This window comes from Shewanella sp. 10N.286.52.A9, assembly GCF_041468985.1.
In the GTDB taxonomy this organism is placed as follows: Bacteria; Pseudomonadota; Gammaproteobacteria; order Enterobacterales; family Shewanellaceae; genus Shewanella; species Shewanella japonica.
Genome location: NZ_JBFRJQ010000015.1, coordinates 122,160 through 142,379, shown reverse-complemented (window position 1 = coordinate 142,379; position 20,220 = coordinate 122,160). Strand labels below are relative to the sequence as shown.

The 20,220-nt window shown below is 40.5% G+C and carries 18 protein-coding genes; 3 read left to right on the top strand and 15 right to left on the bottom strand.

The window, feature by feature from the left end:
* Positions 1-70: 70 nt before the first annotated feature.
* The 6 genes from AB4128_RS13110 to AB4128_RS13085 form a co-directional block, all read right to left on the bottom strand.
* Entirely contained in the window at positions 71-961 is an 891-nt protein-coding gene (locus AB4128_RS13110; protein ID WP_372037943.1) for a DMT family transporter, read from the bottom strand.
* Between the two features lie 337 nt (positions 962-1,298).
* Positions 1,299-2,516 (bottom strand): 2-methylaconitate cis-trans isomerase PrpF, encoded by a 1,218-nt coding sequence (gene prpF / locus AB4128_RS13105; RefSeq protein ID WP_372037942.1) that lies wholly within the window; start codon positions 2,514-2,516, stop codon positions 1,299-1,301.
* Positions 2,517-2,635: 119 nt separating this feature from the next.
* On the bottom strand, positions 2,636-5,248 hold the full coding sequence (acnD, locus tag AB4128_RS13100; protein WP_372037941.1) for a Fe/S-dependent 2-methylisocitrate dehydratase AcnD: 2,613 nt from the start codon (positions 5,246-5,248) through the stop codon (positions 2,636-2,638).
* Between the two features lie 111 nt (positions 5,249-5,359).
* Entirely contained in the window at positions 5,360-6,484 is a 1,125-nt protein-coding gene (gene prpC, locus AB4128_RS13095) for a 2-methylcitrate synthase (protein ID WP_055023831.1), read from the bottom strand.
* A 161-nt stretch (positions 6,485-6,645) separates the two neighbouring features.
* On the bottom strand, positions 6,646-7,524 hold the full coding sequence (gene prpB, locus AB4128_RS13090) for a methylisocitrate lyase (protein ID WP_055023832.1): 879 nt from the start codon (positions 7,522-7,524) through the stop codon (positions 6,646-6,648).
* Positions 7,525-7,588: 64 nt separating this feature from the next.
* A complete protein-coding gene (locus AB4128_RS13085; RefSeq protein WP_119968357.1) occupies positions 7,589-8,266 on the bottom strand; it encodes a GntR family transcriptional regulator in 678 nt (225 codons plus the stop codon).
* Between the two features lie 246 nt (positions 8,267-8,512).
* On the opposite strand from AB4128_RS13085, the gene AB4128_RS13080 reads away from it, so the two are divergent.
* Complete coding sequence (locus AB4128_RS13080; RefSeq protein ID WP_119968358.1) at positions 8,513-9,598, top strand: acyltransferase; 1,086 nt, start codon at positions 8,513-8,515, stop codon at positions 9,596-9,598.
* A 223-nt stretch (positions 9,599-9,821) separates the two neighbouring features.
* Positions 9,822-10,844, top strand: coding sequence for a D-alanine--D-alanine ligase (locus AB4128_RS13075; protein ID WP_372037939.1), 1,023 nt, complete (start codon positions 9,822-9,824; stop codon positions 10,842-10,844).
* 12 nt (positions 10,845-10,856) lie between these two features.
* On the opposite strand, the gene AB4128_RS13070 is transcribed toward AB4128_RS13075, so the two are convergent.
* Complete coding sequence (locus tag AB4128_RS13070; protein WP_372037938.1) at positions 10,857-11,162, bottom strand: hypothetical protein; 306 nt, start codon at positions 11,160-11,162, stop codon at positions 10,857-10,859.
* Between the two features lie 444 nt (positions 11,163-11,606).
* Between AB4128_RS13070 and AB4128_RS13065 the strand changes: the two genes are divergently transcribed.
* Positions 11,607-11,876, top strand: coding sequence for a hypothetical protein (locus tag AB4128_RS13065; protein WP_372037937.1), 270 nt, complete (start codon positions 11,607-11,609; stop codon positions 11,874-11,876).
* Positions 11,877-12,033: 157 nt separating this feature from the next.
* On the opposite strand, the gene AB4128_RS13060 is transcribed toward AB4128_RS13065, so the two are convergent.
* The 8 genes from AB4128_RS13060 to AB4128_RS13025 all read right to left on the bottom strand — a co-directional run bounded on the left by AB4128_RS13060 (position 12,034) and on the right by AB4128_RS13025 (position 20,197).
* Positions 12,034-12,759: an ABC transporter substrate-binding protein gene (locus tag AB4128_RS13060; RefSeq protein WP_065108349.1), complete on the bottom strand. Its 726-nt coding sequence runs from the start codon at positions 12,757-12,759 to the stop codon at positions 12,034-12,036.
* Positions 12,749-14,593: an ABC transporter substrate-binding protein gene (locus AB4128_RS13055; RefSeq protein ID WP_372037935.1), complete on the bottom strand. Its 1,845-nt coding sequence runs from the start codon at positions 14,591-14,593 to the stop codon at positions 12,749-12,751. Before AB4128_RS13055 ends, AB4128_RS13060 begins: the two co-directional genes overlap by 11 nt.
* Before the next feature lie 170 nt (positions 14,594-14,763).
* A complete protein-coding gene (locus AB4128_RS13050; RefSeq protein ID WP_055023840.1) occupies positions 14,764-15,363 on the bottom strand; it encodes a cytochrome c3 family protein in 600 nt (199 codons plus the stop codon).
* Between the two features lie 8 nt (positions 15,364-15,371).
* A complete protein-coding gene (locus AB4128_RS13045; protein ID WP_192022513.1) occupies positions 15,372-15,848 on the bottom strand; it encodes a nitrate reductase cytochrome c-type subunit in 477 nt (158 codons plus the stop codon).
* A gap of 11 nt (positions 15,849-15,859) precedes the next feature.
* Complete coding sequence (gene napA / locus AB4128_RS13040) at positions 15,860-18,349, bottom strand: nitrate reductase catalytic subunit NapA (RefSeq protein WP_372037966.1); 2,490 nt, start codon at positions 18,347-18,349, stop codon at positions 15,860-15,862.
* A 2-nt stretch (positions 18,350-18,351) separates the two neighbouring features.
* Positions 18,352-18,612 carry a chaperone NapD gene (locus AB4128_RS13035; protein ID WP_055023842.1) on the bottom strand — a complete coding sequence of 87 codons (261 nt, stop codon included), beginning with the start codon at positions 18,610-18,612 and terminating at the stop codon, positions 18,352-18,354.
* A gap of 40 nt (positions 18,613-18,652) precedes the next feature.
* Positions 18,653-18,811, bottom strand: a complete 159-nt coding sequence (locus AB4128_RS13030) for a periplasmic nitrate reductase, NapE protein (RefSeq protein ID WP_055023843.1) — start codon at positions 18,809-18,811, stop codon at positions 18,653-18,655.
* Positions 18,812-19,267: 456 nt separating this feature from the next.
* Positions 19,268-20,197 (bottom strand): class I SAM-dependent methyltransferase, encoded by a 930-nt coding sequence (locus AB4128_RS13025; protein ID WP_372037932.1) that lies wholly within the window; start codon positions 20,195-20,197, stop codon positions 19,268-19,270.
* Between the last annotated feature and the right edge of the window lie 23 nt (positions 20,198-20,220).

Genomic DNA, 20,220 nt, shown 5'->3' with positions numbered 1-20,220 from the left:
AGAGCTGCTTCATTTAAACCCATTTAGCAGCCTATATCGCATCACAGGCTGCTTGTTAATTAGATTGTGGTTACCTTGTCTCGTTTGTGGTTTTAGTTGCTGCATTTATTGAATAGTATCGACCTATTACCACTGTCAAAATGCCACCTAACACCACTAAAGATGAAATCATTAGACGATAAGTTATCGGCTCTGCCACAAATATCACCCCGCCTATTGCAGCAATTATCGGCACTGATAATTGGATCACTGCAGCTTGGGTAGCACTTAACCCCTTTAGCGCAATATACCAAATACTGTAACCTATCGCTGAAGTTAACCCACCAGCTATGGCAGCCAATACTACCCCCTGATAAGTTAAATGTAAGCTATCAAAGGCCACGATGATTAGCACTAAAACCAAAGGTAATGTGCGAGCAAAGTTATAAGCTGTATCCATAATTGGCGCTTGAGAATGTCGCCCTTTAAGGGTGTAAACTCCCCATGCAACACCTGACAGAGTCATCAAAATAAAGCCATTAAATGACGGTGAACTGACGTCAGGTAACACAAGATAAATTAACCCTGAAAACGCCATCAAAATACCAACCCACTCAGCAAGATATAAACGTGTACCAAATAAAAGCGATATGGCTATCATCGTTAATTGCACTGAACCAAAAAGTATTAGGGCGCCTGTGCCAGTATCCACAGTGATGTACGCATACGAAAAGGTTACTGCATAAATGAATAACATAATACTGGCAAACCAACTGCCCGAAACTGGTTTAACGACCTTTAACAGATTAATTGATTGCCCATGACTGAGTGATTTAACACTAACAATGATTAACAGCACTAAAGCCCCAGTAATCAGTCTTACTGCGGTAAAGCTTGCTGCATCTATCGCCTCTTCTGCTAGGGCCAGTCGACTTAAAACAGAGTTAGCCGCAAAGGCAATGATTGCTAGCACAGTTAACAAACAAGTCTTTAAAAGAGAATCGGCAGCTTTAGACGTCGATGAGCGTAAAGTTGACTGAGAAATAGCAAACACCTTCAATCGTAAGTTATTTTGTATAGATACTTATCATATAAATTAGAATATATAGATAAGATTATCCGCATTAGTTTTAGCTATATTTCACCTATAGTAAAAGCACTAATAAATATTATTTAGATGACTTTAATAGATTAAAGCGCTTTCTCCATCACGATGTAATGTGCCATGCTTAAAATAGGTATTAAAAAGGCTTACAACAGATACCGTTATAAGCCTTTTATTGAGTATGAAGTCCACCATAGAGCCAAAAAGCGTGGCGCTAAAAACTATCACCTGGTATGCGTACCCAACCTTCCATTAACACCCGTGCACTTCGGCTCATACTGGCTTTATCAACTTGCCAGTTCCCATTATCTACACTGGCCTGCGCACCAACTTTTAACGTACCTGAAGGATGACCAAAGACCACTGACGTTCGCGGTTTCCCGCCAGCAGCTAAATTAACCAATGTACCTTCCACTGCCGCCGCGGTACCGATTGCAACAGCAGCGGTGCCCATCATCGCATGGTGCAATTTCCCCATAGATAATGCCCTTACCTGCAGATCAATATCCGCTGCACTGATCGCTTTTCCGCTAGACGACGTGTAATCGCTAGGTGGAGATACAAAGGCTATTTTAGGCGTATGTTGTCTTGCTTGAGCCTCATCTATATGGTCAATCAAGCCCATTTTTACTGCGCCATGAGCACGAAGCATCTCGAAAAAAGCGAGCGCCCCTTCATCACCGTTTATCGCATCTTGTAGCTCATTGCCGACATATCCGATATCAACAGCATTAACAAAAATGGTAGGAATACCAGCATTGATCATCGTTGCCTTAATGGATGAATTAGCAGATGAGATTCCTTTAGCGCTAAACTCAGCAATTGATTGTGGCAAAACTAATTCATCAACGACATTCCCAGTTGGAAACATTGCTGCATCTGCATCAGCTGGGGCAAGAAAGTCCACCAAGACTTCAGCAGCCGGAAACGTCACACCGTCAAGCTCAAAGTCGCCAGTCTCTTGTACTTCACCGTTAACCATAGGTACATGGGCGATGATGGTTTTACTGATATTAGCCTGCCATATTCTCACCACGGCAATACCGTTTTGAGGTATACGACTCTTATCAACCAAACCATTAGAAATGGCGAATGATCCAACGGCTGCGGTTAAGTTTCCGCAGTTACCGCTCCAATCAACAAAGGGTTTATCAATGGCAACTTGGCCAAATAAGTAATCAACATCATGATCAGCTTGCTCACTCTTAGACAAGATAACCGTTTTACTGGTACTGGATGTTGCGCCGCCCATACCATCAGTTTGCTTGCCGTAAGGATCTGGACTGCCGATGACTCGCAGTAATAAGTTATCGCGGGCTTGACCTGCAACTTGAGCCACTTGGGGTAAATCAGTGAGGTTAAAGAAAACACCTTTACTGGTCCCCCCGCGCATATAAGTTGCCGGAATTTTAATTTGTGCAATAGTAGACATCTTTTATCCTAAGATGAATTAGCTGAAATAAAGCAAACGTTAATCAGTTAATGCTTTAATCAGCTAATGTTAAAGCTATATGTCAATACTAAGAAGTAGCGACATGTTAGCTCAAAACGTTAATGAGTCGCCTCTAAGAAGTCCTTAGCAAAGCGTTGTAATATCCCGCCCGCCTCGTAAATAGACACTTCTTCAGCCGTATCTAAACGACACTTCACAGCAACAGTCACTTGCTCACCATTGGCACGTGTGATGATGAGTTCAAGCGCAGCGCCAGGAGTTCGCTCACCAACAACATCATAGGTTTCAGTGCCATCAATGTGATAAGTATGACGATTGTCACCTTGGGTGAATTCAAGTGGTAATACACCCATGCCCACTAAGTTAGTGCGATGAATACGCTCAAACCCTTCAGCAACAATAACTTCAACTCCAGCAAGGCGTACACCTTTTGCCGCCCAGTCACGACTAGACCCTTGGCCGTAATCAGCGCCAGCAATAATAATCAACGGCTGTTTACGATCCATATAGGTTTCAATTGCTTCCCACATGCGAGTCTCTTGTCCTTCAGGTTCAATACGAGCCAGTGAGCCCTGCTTAACCACAGGCTTGCCATCTTTGCCTATTGTCGTCACCATTTCGTTAAATAATTTAGGGTTAGCAAAGGTGGCACGCTGTGCAGTAAGGTGATCCCCTCGATGCGTTGCATAAGAGTTAAAGTCAACTTCAGGTAGGCCCATTTTAGCAAGGTATGCACCTGCAGCACTGTCGAGCATAATGGCATTTGAAGGTGATAAATGGTCAGTTGTGATGTTATCCCCAAGTACTGCTAATGGCCGCATTCCTTTCATGGTGCGCTCACCTGCTAATGCCCCTTCCCAATAGGGAGGACGACGAATATAAGTACTTTGTGGGCGCCAATCATATTGCGGATCAATTTTTGCTGAGCCTGTGCCATATTCAACTTTGACATCAAACATTGGCTCATAGACTTGACGGAACTGTTCAGGTTTAACACTTTTAGCAATAACCTCATCAATTTCAGCATCTGAAGGCCATAAATCTTTCAGGCGAATATCATTACCTGCGCTGTCTTTTCCTAACACATCTTTCTCAATATCAAACCGGATTGTCCCAGCAATAGCATAAGCAACAACGAGCGGCGGCGATGCCAAAAACGCTTGTTTTGCATAGGGATGAATACGGCCATCAAAGTTGCGGTTACCAGATAATACGGCTGTTGCGTATAGGTCTCGGTCAATCACTTCTTGCTGGATAACAGGGTCAAGTGCGCCACTCATGCCGTTACAAGTTGTACAAGCAAAACCCACAATACCAAAACCAAGCGCTTCAAGTTCTGGCAACAAATTGGCATCTTCAAGGTAGAGTTGCACCGCTTTCGAGCCTGGAGCTAATGATGTTTTCACCCAAGGTTTACGCGTTAGCCCTTTCGCATTGGCGTTGCGAGCAAGTAAGCCTGCTGCAATCACATTACGAGGGTTAGACGTATTAGTACAGCTGGTAATAGCTGCAATAATACAAGCGCCATCAGGCATTAAACCCGCTTCATTTTCGACTTCGCCACTGATACCTTTTGCAGCAAGATCTGTCGTTGAGACTCGGCGGTGAGGGTTTGAAGGCCCAGCGATATTACGCCCGACTGTCGAAATATCAAATTTCAGAACCCGTTCATATTCAGCATGTTTAAGTGAATCAGCCCATAAGCCATTGGCTTTTGCATATGTTTCAACCAGTTCAACTTGCTCTGCGTCACGACCAGTTAATCTAAGATAGTCGAGCGTTTTATCGTCGATATAGAACATCGCGGCTGTCGCGCCAAACTCAGGCGTCATGTTTGAAATAGTCGCGCGATCACCTAGTGTGAGATTTTCAGCGCCTTCACCATAAAACTCAAGGTAAGTAGAGACCACTTTTTGTTCACGTAAAAACTCAGTAATTGCCAGCACAATATCAGTTGCTGTAATACCGGGTTGGCGCTCGCCAATAAGCTCGACACCCACAATATCAGGTAGACGCATATAAGATGGACGACCCAGCATCACGCTTTCAGCTTCTAAGCCACCGACACCAATAGCAATAACACCTAATGCATCAACATGCGGTGTATGACTATCAGTCCCAACAAGTGTATCCGGAAAAGCAACGCCTTCACGGGATTGCACAACTGGTGACATTTTTTCAAGGTTAATTTGATGCATAATGCCGTTACCTGGCTGAATAACATCAATATTTTCAAAGGCCGTTTTGGTCCAGTTAATAAAGTGGAATCGATCGTCATTACGTCGATCTTCAATAGCACGATTTTTCTCAAAAGCATCTTTTTCAAAACCTGCATGCTCGACAGCCAAAGAGTGATCCACAATAAGCTGCGTTGGCACAACAGGGTTTACTTTGGATGGGTCTCCACCCTTTTCAGCAATTGCATCGCGTAGTCCTGCTAAATCTACTAATGCAGTTTGACCTAAAATATCATGACAAACTACACGCGCAGGATACCAAGGAAAATCTAAATCGCGCTTGCGTTCAATAATTTGTTTAAGTGAATCTGTTAAGGTTTCAGGAGAGCATCGTCTAACTAGATTTTCAGCATAAACGCGTGATGAGTAAGGTAGTTTTGCAAAAGCACCAGGGGAAATAGCATCTACCGCAGCTTGAGTATCAAAATAATCTAGTTGGGTGCCTGCAAGGTTTTTTCTGTATAAGGTATTCATGTTAGCTTCCATGATCCACGCACTATGGCGTTAGCTGGAACAAAGTAAAAAGGTTAACGTGTCGCATAAATCAAAAGTGCTGACAAAGGACAACACGTTAACCTTCCACCATTATCTTTGTGCAATCGGTGTTACAGTGCGAGGTTCTGAACCAGTATAATCAGCACTTGGGCGAATAATACGGTTATTTGAACGTTGCTCCATCACATGTGCAGCCCAGCCTGTTAGGCGTGAACAAACAAAGATTGGCGTGAATAACTTCGTTGGGATCCCCATGAAGTGATAAGCTGAAGCGTGGAAGAAATCTGCATTACAAAAAAGCTTTTTGGTGTCCCACATGAACTCTTCACAGGCAACAGAAATATCATATAAGCTAGTATCACCAAATTCATGGGCTAACTTTTCTGACCACGCTTTAATGATGACATTACGTGGATCCGACGTGCGGTAAATCGCATGGCCAAAGCCCATTATTTTTTCTTTACGTTCAAGCATGCCAGCCATTTGTGTTTTAGCATCTTCTGGCGAAGTGAACTTTTGGATCATATCCATTGCAGCTTCATTTGCTCCACCATGCAGTGGACCACGTAAAGTACCAATTGCACCTGTGATACACGAGAACATATCTGATAATGTTGACGCACAAACACGTGCTGTGAAAGTTGATGCATTAAACTCATGCTCTGCATAAAGAATTAACGACACGTCCATCACTTTACGGTGCTGCTCCGAAGGTGTCTCGCCACGTAATAACTTTAAGAAGTGACCGCCAATTGAATCTTCATCAGTGACACAGTCAATCTCAACGCCTTCATGGCTGAATTTGTACCAATAGCACATGATTGCAGGAAAGGCTGCTAACAAACGATTTGCAGCAGTGTTTTGTTGGCTAAAGTCAGCTTCCGGTTCAAGATTACCAAGGAATGAACAGCCTGTACGCATAACATCCATTGGGTGTGCATCGGCAGGAATACGCTGCAATACTTCTTTTAACGCCTGTGGTAAATCACGCTGTTCCATTAACGATGCTTTGTAACTTGCTAATTGATCTACCGTAGGTAATTCACCGTTAAAAAGTAAATATGCGACTTCCTCAAAAGTGGCATTTTCAGATAAATCAGCAACATCGTAACCGCAATAAGTTAACCCTGAACCCGATTTACCTACGGTGCATAATGCTGTTTCACCTGCGCTTTGGCCACGAAGTCCTGCGCCACTTAATTTCTTGTCTACCATAATGATGTCCTATTCTTTTATGTTTTTAATTGTTATCTGTAGGGGTTAAGCCGCTTTATCTAATTTATCTATTTACCAGAAACTTACTTTGTTCCAAAACAAGATTTGTATATTTTTTAAGCAAACCTTGTGTTCTGACAGGTCAAGATAAACGCGAAAAATTACTTGTTTTTACCTTCAGCAAATAAGCTATCTAACTTTTGCTCGTAATCGTGATAACCCAAGTAATCGTATAAATCCATACGAGTCTGCATCGTGTCGACAACCGCTTTCTGATCGCCATCAGTCAAAATAGCGCTATAAACTGTTTCAGCTGCTTTATTCATCGCTCTGAATGCACTTAATGGATAAAGCACCATGTCTGCGCCCCATTCGCCTAATTGCTCTTTATTCCACAGTTCTGTTTGGCCAAATTCAGTAATATTGGCCAAAATAGGCACATCTAGTGCTTCAGAAAAAGCACGATAATGCGCTTCGGTCTTAACCGCTTCAGCAAAAATACCGTCCGCGCCTGCTGCTACATAAGCCTTTGCGCGTTCAATCGCCGCCTCTAATCCCTCTTGGGCAAACGAGTCTGTGCGTGCCATGATGAAAAAATCTGGGTCGGTTCTAGCATCGACTGCGGCCTTGATTCGGTCGACCATTTCTTCAGTTGATACAATCTCTTTATTTGGACGATGACCACAGCGCTTTTGAGCCACTTGGTCTTCCATATGCACGGCTGCAGCGCCAGCTTTCTCCATATCACGGATAGTTTTCGCAATATTAAATGCGCCACCCCATCCCGTATCGATGTCGACCATTAAAGGTAAATCACACGCAGAGGTGATTCGTTGTACGTCAACTATCACATCATTTAATGATGTCATACCTAAATCCGGTAAACCGTATGATGCATTCGCAACCCCGCCACCAGATAGGTAAATAGCCTGATGACCAATTTGTTTTGCCATCATGGCAGCATAAGCATTGATGGTACCGACGATTTGTAATGGTTTATTGTCAACTAAAGCTTGACGGAACTTTTTACCAGCACTCATGATTTCCCTCTCTATTGTTATTGTTTGTACTTGGGCTGTCTTAGCCCACAAATATTAATATTTTCTAGTGATTGTTTTGCTTGTCGTTATCGAGCTTATTTTCGATATTGGCTTTTGAATACATAATGTGTCGGCGCATCAGCATTTCAGCTAATTCTTCATCACGGTTCGCAATGGCTTTAACGATATGTTTATGCTCATCAAATGCTGTTGTCACCCGTGGCCCAGCCATGCCTAATTGCACTCGATACATACGAATAAGGTGGTACATACCATCAATCAGTACTGAAATAAGATGCTTGTTTTTGCTACCTAGAATGATGCGATAGTGGAAATCCACGTCTCCCGCTTCTTGGTAATAAGACTCGCCTGATTGAACTTCGTCGAAATGATGATTTAGTAAACCATTCAAGTCGGCAATTTCTGCGTCAGTCATGTTTTTTGCGGCAAGTCTTGCAGCCATTCCTTCAAGCGATTCACGTACTTGATACAGTTCAAGTAATCCTTCTGGCGACAACGCAACAACTCGAGCCCCTACATTGGCTTTTCGTTCAACCAAATGACATGACTCTAAGCGATTAATCGCTTCACGAATGACAGCTCTGCTTACTTGATAGTTTGTCGACAATTCCGTTTCACTCAGCTTTGAGCCTGCAGCAATTTCACCTTCAACAATATCCTTTCTTAATTCAAAAAAAGTTTTGTCCGCTGCGGTAATGGGGTGTTCGTTGAAAAATGTCATCGTTACTCTACTGTCAAATTACGACCAATTGTCGACAATATAGTCTTATTTTATTGCAAACTCAATATAAAACTCACACATTGTCGACAAAGGTCTAACGTTAACGTCAATTAATCAGTACATTTTGTTGTTAGAAAAAGTCACTTCAAACAGAATGGGAAAGCATGTTGTCATTTATTAACAATATAAGCACAATAGGAATACAATCGAGGGCGATAGTTAATTACAATAATATCAAGGCTTAATATGGAAACTAATGCTGCAACACCTAAGGTTAACCCTGCGGAGAAAAAAGGCTTTTTAAACAGCATTAATCATTTTCGCGGGATTGCGATTATTTTTATTGTGATGGCACATTGTTACCGCCCCGCGGGATGGCAATTAGAGACTTTAGCGGATAAAGCATGGTTCAACTTAATGATGAATGGCACAGTCTTTTTTGTCTTTATCTCAGGCTTTTTGTTTCATCACGTGTTTTACCATCGCTGGGACTATAAAAAGTACATGAAGAGCAAGACCAAGTTTGTATTTGTTCCTTATCTACTTTTATCTTTACCTTGGATTATTTGGCACATAACTGCTGGAACAGATCCTGCTTTGCATGTTTTATATGCCGATATAGACAAACCTGCCGTAGCAGCAAGTTGGTACGTTATAACAGGCAGAACGTTAACTGCTTATTGGTATATCCCTATGGGAATGATGCTATTTGCGCTTTCACCTTGGGTAATGCATTTGATTAAACGTCAGCATTTGTTAATCGTCGCGATTCCCCTCTTTATTATTGCGATGATTATTCATCGACCCGAATCCAACCTTAATGCAATTCAGTCGTTGTTTTACTTTTTACCTGTATATCTGTTTGGTGTTTGGGGATCGGCACACCGAGATAAGCTATTTCCGTTTATCGATAAATACTGGTTAGTGATGTTGGTATTAGCCATCTTGCTGGCTGTCGGCCAAGCTTACTGGTTTGGCGCTGGGGTATTAAATAAAGCCGCGTTTGAGTTCACTGTGCCGGACTTAATGTTGCCACAAAAAATACTACTTACCTTGGTCATTTTGGCGATTTTAAATAAATTTGAACATATCAGTATTAAGCCACTACAAAAACTCGCCGAAGTCAGTTTTGCGATTTACTTTATTCACCCTTGGCTCACAACACCTTGGTGGATGATTTACGAAAGTCCCGACTTATTTGGTTTTAATGGACAAGGAAACATTCTCACAACATTGATTGTGACCATGGGCGTTATCTTCATTTCTTATTTTATTGCTGTTGCCCTTAAAAAGGTGCTCAGCAAAAAAAGTCGTTATTTAATTGGATGGTAATGCTATATAAACCAACACTAATCACTTAAAAACATAAAGCCTTATTCACAGTAATAAGGCTTTTTTTATGTAAATTTGCTTAACGTATTAGTTTGATTAAAAATTAATAATGCTTATTGATGAATAGATAAGCAGTTACCGCAAACCTTTCTTGCGTTGAACCTTGCCAGTTCATTATCATGAACCTATTAAACTGGTAACGACTTTTTCTTCACGAGGCATTATGACGACTTTTAACGTTCTCCTTATTTGCGGTGGTGGCAGCGCTGAACATGATGTATCTGTGCTATCGGCTAACTTTTTTGAATCGTCATTATTGCAATCTAATAAAATCAATCTGCTAAGAGTTGAGTTAGATAGCAACGGTCATTATTTTGATAGTGAAGGTAATAGTTGTGAATTAACTAATCGGCGTGAAGTACGATTTGATAATGATGTCAAAACGACATGGGCAGTGGATTACGTCATTCCTTGTATTCATGGTTTCCCTGGTGAAACTGGCGATATTCAATCTTATTTTAACTTAATTCAATTACCTTACTTTGGTTGTGAGTCAGAAGCATCGAGTAATTGTTTTAATAAAATCACCGCCAAAATGTGGTTTAGTGCACTGGGCATCCCGAACACGCCTTACATTTTTTTGAATGACTATAATCAATCAGCTATTGAGCAAACCCAAGCAGCACTATCTAAATGGGGCTCAGTGTTTGTAAAAGCAGCTTCCCAAGGCTCATCTGTTGGGTGCTACAAAGTCGATAGCCAAGAGCAAATAGCACAAGTGTTAAAAGATGCATTTAGTTTTGCACCTTCAGTTGTGGTTGAAAAAACCATCATAGCGCGCGAGTTAGAAGTCGCAGTATATGAATATCTAGGTAAAGTCATCGCCACGTTACCAGGCGAAATTATTTGCGCCGACAATACTTTTTATACTTTCGATGAAAAATACAATGCTTCAAGCAAAGCTCGAACTGATGTAGTTGCAGGAAATTTATCACAACAAAATATCGATAAGATCAGAGAATACGCCTTAAAAGCATTTACAGGTATGAAGTTACGTCATTTGTCGAGAATTGACTTCTTCTTAACGGATGACGGTGAAATTTTATTAAATGAAATTAATACCTTCCCTGGTTCTACACCCATCTCAATGTTTCCAAAAATGATGCAAAATCATGGTGAAAATTTTACCGACTATCTCGTTGATAATATTGAAACGCAGTTAACATCTCTTAATACCATTCGTTAATTTGATTAACTGTTACCGGGACATATTAATCGAAATAATATTGGAGAATGTTTGCTGTTGGCCAGCATTTTCCAATTCATCGCGCCATGAGTTCTCTTGAACTTTCACCATGTAAAAATGTTCTCTATAGGTATCAGTCACAAAGGCGATGCCATGCTGCATTAACTCATAATGTATATCGTGAACAAACACCAAAGAAAAATTTTGTCTCCCAGTTAATTGATTAATATCTTCACGGGTTAAACTCACCCCTGTTTCCAACTGCTCAAATTGTAATTTAAGCCAATTAGCAAAGTCTTTAGAACTTACCATCGACATAGTCACCTCCAAACAAAGCCCAAATATATTTCAGCGGATATCTCATCCGTTGAGAGCTAGCTGAATAGTCAAAGTATAGTTTGTTATGGAAATGTTGTTTTGAAAGCAGACATTTTATAGACTAAAAGGACATGAGAGTAATACTTTAGTGCTCAATTATTACAAGTTCAGTGACACTACGCTTAATGGGTTAATGACGAAATGTTCAACCAATTCATCCAATATCCCATAGTTAGTTATTAATAATAGACCTTTAGCAATTTCAAATTTTGTAATTGTTGGCCTTACTCCTGCGTCAATTATCACATTATTGTCAAATTAATGACTAAATAACTTGATTTAAACGTACTGTAATAAGATTATTGAGGTTGCTACTTTAGTAGTAAAATTTTCACATTCAAAGCATATTATTAAACATAAGATTACATTAATAGGAATAAACAAATGCTCAAACAACTCTGTGTGATTATGTTGTTGGCTCTAGCAGGATGCAGCTCTAATAACCATTTCAGTGATATCGCAACTTCTAATGTCGCTGGACAATACTTCAACGATGATGGTTTCGGCAACCAAACTAACCTGATTTTACATGAGAATGGTCGCTACGAATCTACTATAGAAGGAGTGGCTGGAGTTACAAGTTATTCACAAGGAACTTGGTCAAACATAGGTAATAAGTTTTTTTTTCACCAGAAAGTAATTCAGATAAATTAAAGTTATCCATACAACCTATGGAAGTTGTTGAACAAAACCATGAGCTATTACTAGTACCTGTTAGAAAAGTTAACCTTCATCAGCAATTAATGGCAAACTTTGGAAAATCTACATATACATATAATCGCTAAAACTTTAAAATATTGTATTAGCCTACCTACAAGGAAGCACCGTAGGCTTCATTAATCCTCACCATAAAACCATCTTGATACATTGAATTCAGTGCCTCAACTAATGCATCATGCTTTGACTCTTCTAACTCTCTATTACACGCCATAGCTCTCAGTGCAGTATAAAAAATCAATTCAGGCTCACCCAATTGCACTTTAGATTGATCCATAATGGTTTTGGCACTAATGATTTCAGATGCCCAAAGTTGAATCCTATCTCTTTGTAGCTTTTTAATATTGAGATTATCATCGTTGGTCAGCTGTACTTGATATTCAAAAGACGTTAAGTATTCTCCAATCCCACTTCCTAAAAAGGTGCCAATTGAATAGGATTTTGCATCTTGTAAGGTAATTAATGGTAAGGATTTATCCTTGGCACTAAACAAACCGTAACGTGAAATTAATATTGGTCCTACCCAGCGAAACTCACTCTCTCTTTGCTGGGTTCTATCAATGGGTAACACACAAACACCTTGGCTGCGTGACGTCATGGTCAATCCTCTTTTCAAAGGATTAAAAATAATCTTATAGTCAATATCTGCCCGAGAGAATAATTCATCAATGATTTCTATAATCATACCTTTATGAGTAGTATCGGTTTGCTCTGCATAAGGTAAGTGTTGATAGGTATAAATGGTAATCTCTTCTGCCTCGACCCATTTAGGAAAACAGAACAATAATGAAAGTAAAACCCATGTTTTTCTACCAAACATTGATTGCCTCCTCAAACGGTAAGGTTTTACCTTTTACTGACGTTTCCTTGACTGGTTTCAGGGAGCCTGGTTGATTTAGCCAGAAAGAAGGTGAAACTTTAGGGTTCACTTTAGGACCACATGTCATCTTGCTTGATTGGAGCTTAATAAGATGCTCATCAATTTTTTCAGCTAAGTTATTCATGCCTTGGGCAACGCTGACTTCGCCCGTCAAAATGTGGCTTACGGCTTGCCACCAGTAACCTGCCATCCCAGGATAATCAGGTACATTGGTTCCCGTTGGAGTCCACACATTGCGTGCTTGACTACGATAAAACTCAACGAGCCCGCCTAAATACTTTGCCTTATCAGTCATATAATCAGAATCAATATCTGATTGACGGATTGGTGTTGACCCAACAATTGTTTTTCTTAATGATACCGTTTTAGATACAACAAATTGCGCATATAACCACGCCGCGAGTTGTTGCTCTTTTGGTGTATGATTTAAAAATGTCCAAGCTCCAGTATCTTGATAGCCAGACTTCATACCTTGTTGCCAATACTTCCCTACCGGTGATGGTGCAACTCGCCATTTGGGCGTGCCATCTTGATTCATCACAGGTAAACCTGCTTGGGTGAAATCAGACACAAATGCGGTGTACCAAAATATTTGTTGAGCAATATTGCCTTTTGCCGCCCAATCTCCAGATTCTGAAAACGTCAATTGCTGCGCTTCAGGCGGTGCATACTCTATTAACCAATCTTTGTATTTTTCGACCGCATAAATAGCTGCTGGGCTATTTAGGGCGCCACCTCGTTCAATACTTGCACCAACTGGATGGCAATCTTCAACTCTGATCCCCCACTCATCCACAGGTAATCCATTAGGCAGGCCTTTATCACCCACCCCTGCCATAGAAAGCCACGCATCCGACATACGCCAACCTAGAGATGGATCTGATTTACCGTAATCCATGTGGCCATAAACCTTCACTCCATCAATAGAATGAATATCATAGGTAAAAAAATTAGCAATATCTTCATAGGCCTGCCAATTTTGTGGAACACCCAATTTATAACCGTATTTGGATTCGAATAATGCTTGATAAGTTGGATCTGCAAACCAGTCACTGCGGTACCAATATAAGTTGGCAAACTGCTGATCTGGTAATTGATAAATTTTACCATCAGGGCCTGTGGTAAATGCCAGCCCAATGAAATCATTCAGTGCAAGAGTCGGCAGAGTATACTTCGCAGCGTGATCGTTCATTAATTCAGTAACAGACTTAATATTTTGCTGTCGGAAATGACTACCAATTAAATCACTGTCACTAATATAGGCATCATACAGACGCTGACCAGTCATTAGCTGAGCAGATAGCTTCTTAATCACATCATCTTCATTAGTTAACTCATGGATGACATGAATACCCGTAATGTCATAAAACGCTTTTGCTAATACGTTAGATTCATATTGATGAGTTTTAATACGTTCTGAGATGACACGTATTGTCTTGCCCTTAAACGGCGCAGCAGTATCTCTAAACCACAATAATTCTCGTTTTTGCTGTTCGATTGATAATGTTGATGGTTGAAACTCAGATTCGAGCCAAGTGAGAGATTTAAAGTTCAGCGTATCATTTGCAACATGACTACTGGCAGTATTGCTTGTTAGCTCAGATAAGTCAGTCTGAAGTTCAACAGGGGTAACAGGTTTTTCTTCTGTCCCCTCAATTAACGCTAATAGGTTTACTTGAGGCTCAGCATACAAAGGGGTAATTGACATCAGAGCTAATAAACCAAACAGGCTAATTAACCATTTAAAGGAGGATAGAGAAATGTTTCTTTGCATGCTTCCTCTTCAGTTATTGATGTCAAAAATAGAAGGTGTGATTAACGACAACTACGACTGCAATTACAACTGAATCATTAATATATTTAATATACGTTAACCAAATAAAAAGGCCAGCATATGCTGACCTTTATTAGTGAATTTAATGATTTATTCAAATCAAATAATCATTAAAACCCTTCAACTCCAGCCATGTCAGGCAATTGGTGAGCAATCCCTTTATGACAATCAATACAGGTTTTTTCACCACTGGCTAATGACGTTGAATGCATTGCTGACGCACGCTTAGACTGACGAGTAAAGTCCATATAATCAAAGTTATGACAGTTACGACACTCTAGTGAATCGTTAGCTTTTAAACGGTCCCATTCATGCTCAGCTAGCTCTCTGCGCTTAGCTTCAAATTTTTCCCGAGTGTTTATCGTACCAAAAACTTTACCCCAAACTTCCTTAGAAGCCTGCATTTTACGGGCAATTTTATCCGTCCAGTTATGAGGGACGTGACAGTCAGGGCACGTAGCACGTACACCACTACGGTTAGTGAAATGAATGGTTGTTTTCAACTCTTCATAGACGTTATTTTCCATTTCATGGCAGCTAATACAGAAAGCTTCAGTATTTGATACCGATAACGCCGTATTAAAACCACCCCAGAAAATAACACCAGCAACGAAGCCACCAAGAGTCAGAAAACCAAGACTATAGTGAACACTTGGACGGCGAATAACCTTCCAAATCACTTTAAGATTTTCTAGTAGTTTTGCAATCATACTTGCTCCTAGTGCTCGTTATTAGCAGCGTTTTTCATTAAATGTTTTACATCAATGAAATCATTTTCTACCAATAACTTGGCATCTAATTGCGATACATGACACTGGGTACAGTAGTAACGACGAGGCGATAAAGATGCCAAGAAGTTATTTTCTCTATCCATGTAATGCGTCACACTCACCATAGGTGCTTGGGAATGTCCTGTGCTATTTCTAGCATGACATTGCATACATTTATTGACCTTCAAATCAATCTGGTAACCGTCAATACGATGTGGAATGATCGGAGGTTGCATTGGGTAATTACGCACTTGCTTAACATCAGAGTTAATCACCTTCTGCATAGCAGGAGGTGTTGGCTCAACATCAATTGGGGCAAGGCGCAAAGTAGCAACTTTATCTTCTGGTATTGGTGCAGTTTCAGCTAATGAGCTAAAAGAAAGACCCAACAAGACAATTACTGATAAAACGTTACGTGTTTTCATGGTCATTCTCCTTAAGCTTTGACAATCTTAACCGCACATTTCTTAAAGTCTGTTTGCTTTGACAATGGATCTGTCGCATCAAGCGTTACTTTATTAATGAGCTGGCTAGCATCAAACCAAGGAACAAACACTAAGCCCATTGGTGGCTTATTACGACCTCTGGTTTCAACACGAGTCTTAATCTCACCGCGGCGAGAAATCACTTTAACTTCATCACCTCGACGTAACCCACGCTTCTTAGCATCATCAGGGTGCATAAAACACACTGCATCAGGGAATGCTTTGTAAAGTTCAGGGACACGCTGAGTCATAGAGCCTGAATGCCAATGCTCTAGAACACGACCGGTCGATAGCCAAATATCAAACTCTTCATCTGGCATCTCTGGTGCGGGCTCATAAGGTAATGCAAAGATAATGGCTTTGCCATCAGGCTTACCATAAAACTCGAACCCTTTACCTGCCTTAACATAGGGATCCGCACCTTCACGATAACGCCATTTGGTTTCTTTGCCGTCAACAACAGGCCAACGTAAACCATGCTCTTCGTGATAACGATCAAAGTCAGCTAAATCATGTCCATGACCACGACCAAATTCAGCGTATTCTTCAAACAAGCCTTTTTGAACATAAAAACCAAAATGTTTTGCTTCATTGTTCATGTATTTAGGATCGGTATCGCTTAATGGGAACTTCTCAACATTGCCATTTTGGAACAAGACTTCGAACAATGTTTTACCCTTATATTGAGGGTTAGCAGCAAGCACGTCTTTTGACCATACTTCATCAGTCGTAAAGCGTTTTGAGAACTCCATTAACTGCCATAAGTCAGACATGGACTCACCTGGTGCTTGTACCATTTGATGCCAAAACTGAGTACGTCGTTCAGCGTTACCGTAAGCACCTTCTTTTTCAACCCACATCGCTGAAGGCAATATCAAATCAGCAGCTTGGGTTGTCACAGTTGGATAAGCATCCGATACAACGATGAAGTTTTCAGGATTACGATAACCTGGTAGCCCTTCCTCGTTCATGTTGGCTGCGGCCTGCATGTTGTTGTTCACTTGCACCCAGTAGCAATTTAAATCACCATCTTTAAGACGACGATTTTGCTCAACTGCGTGATAACCAGGTTTAGGCGGAATAATCCCGCTCGGAATATTCCAAATGTCTTCAGCAAGTTTACGATGCTTAGGATTTGTGACCACCATGTCAGCAGGTAAACGATGTGAGAAAGTACCTACTTCACGTGCTGTACCACACGCAGAAGGTTGACCAGTCAACGAGAAAGGACTGTTACCTGGGGTTGAAATTTTTCCGACCAGTAAGTGAATATTGTAGATTAAGTTATTACACCACACACCACGAGTATGTTGGTTAAAGCCCATGGTCCAGAATGATGTAACCTTCTTTTTAGGATCGGCATACAGCTCGGCAAGCTCAATCAACTTGTGCTCGGGCACACCGGATAGCTTACTGACACTTTCAACATCATAATCTGCAACAAACTTAGCAAACTCTGCAAAATCAATTGGAGTTGAATCACCTGCAGTATCGACGTTTTTAGCTTTCTTTTGCAGTGGATGAGATGCACGTAGACCATAACCAATATCCGTTTCACCTTTACGGAAATTAACGTGTTTATTGATAAAGTCTTGGTTCACTTTGCCGTTTTGAATAATGTAATTAGCAACAAAGTTAAGAATGGCCAAATCGGTTTGCGGAGTAAACACAATAGGCAAATCAGCTAAATCAAATGATCTATGCTCAAAGGTAGATAGAACAGCAACTTTCACATGGGGAGCGCTTAGACGTCTATCTGTCACACGAGTCCAGAGAATAGGATGCATCTCAGCCATGTTTGAGCCCCATAATACGAATGCATCAGCCGCTTCCATATCATCGTAACACCCCATTGGTTCATCAATACCAAAGGTACGCATGAAACCACCTACAGCTGATGCCATACAGTGACGCGCATTCGGGTCAATATTGTTTGAGCCAAAGCCAGCTTTCATAAGCTTAACTGCTGCGTAACCTTCCCAAACTGTCCACTGACCGGAACCGAACATGCCCACAGCGGTTGGCCCTTTAGCTTTAATGGTCTTTTTCCATTTTTCAGCCATGGTATCGAAAGCGGTATCCCAGCTTACTGGTGTGAACTCGCCATTCTTATCATATTGACCATTTGTCATACGCAGCATTGGAGTCTGCAGACGATCGCGGCCATACATAATTTTCGATAAGAAATAACCTTTAATACAGTTTAAGCCACGGTTAACTTCACTTTGAGCATCACCATGAGTAGCAACCACCTTACCGTCTCTAGTAGCAACAATGACTGAACAGCCCGTACCACAAAAACGACATGGCGCTTTATTCCACTCTAACTTTGTTTGCTCAGAACTCGTTATTAAATTACTTGCTGTCGCAGGTAAAGCCATTCCAGCAACGCCAGCAGCGGCAATCGCGGCATTGGCTTTCATAAACTCACGTCTGTTCATACTCATTCTTCACCCTCTTCTAGCTCTTCGCTTTGGTGATAAACCATAGTGGCACTTAACACACCAGGGATTGCGTTAATGGTCGAGATATCATCCATTAAAGAACGCTGAGTCGGCCCTTCAATTACCACGACAATTTTCATCTCATTGTTTACTGACAATTCAGCATTTTCCATCGCCATAATTTTTTGGCGAACTTCAGCCATTTGCTCTGGTTGAACTTGCACAATCAAACTGGTTACATGGATTTCTTTTTTGCTCATTAGCACTCATTCTCTATTATTTTTTGTTATTAATTAAAGACTAACCGGCACCTGGCGGGCCTGAAAGGATTTGACTAAACCAAATGGTAAAGCCAAGTGCACTGACTAAAAGTGCCGATAAAATAGGCGCTAAAAAAACCGTTAGGAAAATAAAGATTTTCAACTCTAAGCTTTTTTCGCTTTGTGGATCTGTACTCATGGAGCCTCCAGCAGAGGTTTCAAATGAAAGATATGTAACCTAGTTGTTACTGATCATGATTCGGAAGAATTTTATCTTTAATCAATGACTAAACTATATACTCACAAATTGGTAAAACGAATTTAAGTTGATCTAGATCATAAAATTCACCAAACATTGACCTGCATAGGTTTATATTGACCAAAATAATTAAACGGAAAGATGATGTTAGCGTTGTTAAATGCCAGTTTACGTTTTACACATTGTTTAGCACTTTAGTATATATAGCTGCTACACATAAAGTTATCAACTTGTTAATAGCATTTCGATGTAATTAAAATGACAGGTGAAAGGCATTCAGATAATGATATTTACATCACGTAAAAAAGATTTGAAGGTGCTTTAATCAGCATAAATGAATACAAAAGAGTCAATGACAACTGAATGAATATTCAATTGTCATTAATCAAAGTCCGTTTACACTAATTTATAGCGTAAAACTTTAAGGGATTTTTGCTCATCAATATCAGCAAAAATAGTCGGGTTATCTAGACGCTCGATAAATTGTAATGAAGGCGCCGTTTCAGATACTTGCTCCATTAAAAAATCGCATCCTAATTCAGGCGCATTCAAACAAAGCAATACTTCGCCGTTTTTGGCTAGCAGTTCAGGTAAACGGCGTAAAAGCCTTACATAATCTTTAGTTGCTACAAAACTGCCTTTTTGATTACTTGGCGGATCTGCAATAATTAAATCATAAGGGCCTAATTTAGTCAGTTTTCCCCACGATCTAAAAATGTCATGACCTAAGTAACGTGCCCCCGAATCAAAACCATTCAATAAATGATTCTGTTTACCAATACTTAAAGCACCTTTACTCATGTCCATATTAACAACGTCAGTCGCTCCCCCCTGTAAAGCCACAACAGAAAAAGCACAAGTATATGCAAATAAATTCAATACTTTTTTATCTTTACTTTGTGTCTTTACCCAGCGTCGTCCGTTAGCCATATCAAGGAAGATTCCGTGATTTTGGCCTCTTAATAAATGTACTAAAAATTGAGCACCATTTTCAGTGACAACATGTTTTTCTGGCACTTTACCTGCGACAACTTCCGTTATCGTTTGGCCAGCGTTGCGATATTGAAATACTAAATTAAACGCAAGATCACTCTGGTATTTCTGCCATACCAGAGTAATGTATTCAATTAGCTCATTACGGTTAGTTTCATTTAACTCTTTAAAGCTAGTTAACAATAAAACAGGATTAAACCAATCTAAGCATAAGTGCTCTAGACCTTCAAAACGGCCACCTCTACCGTGAAAAATACGGCATAACTCATCGCTAAGTTGCGCTTGTGCTAACGCTTGAGTAAGCGGAAAGTCTTCTACTGAATTTATCTTCATTATCACTATTAATTTCTTTTACT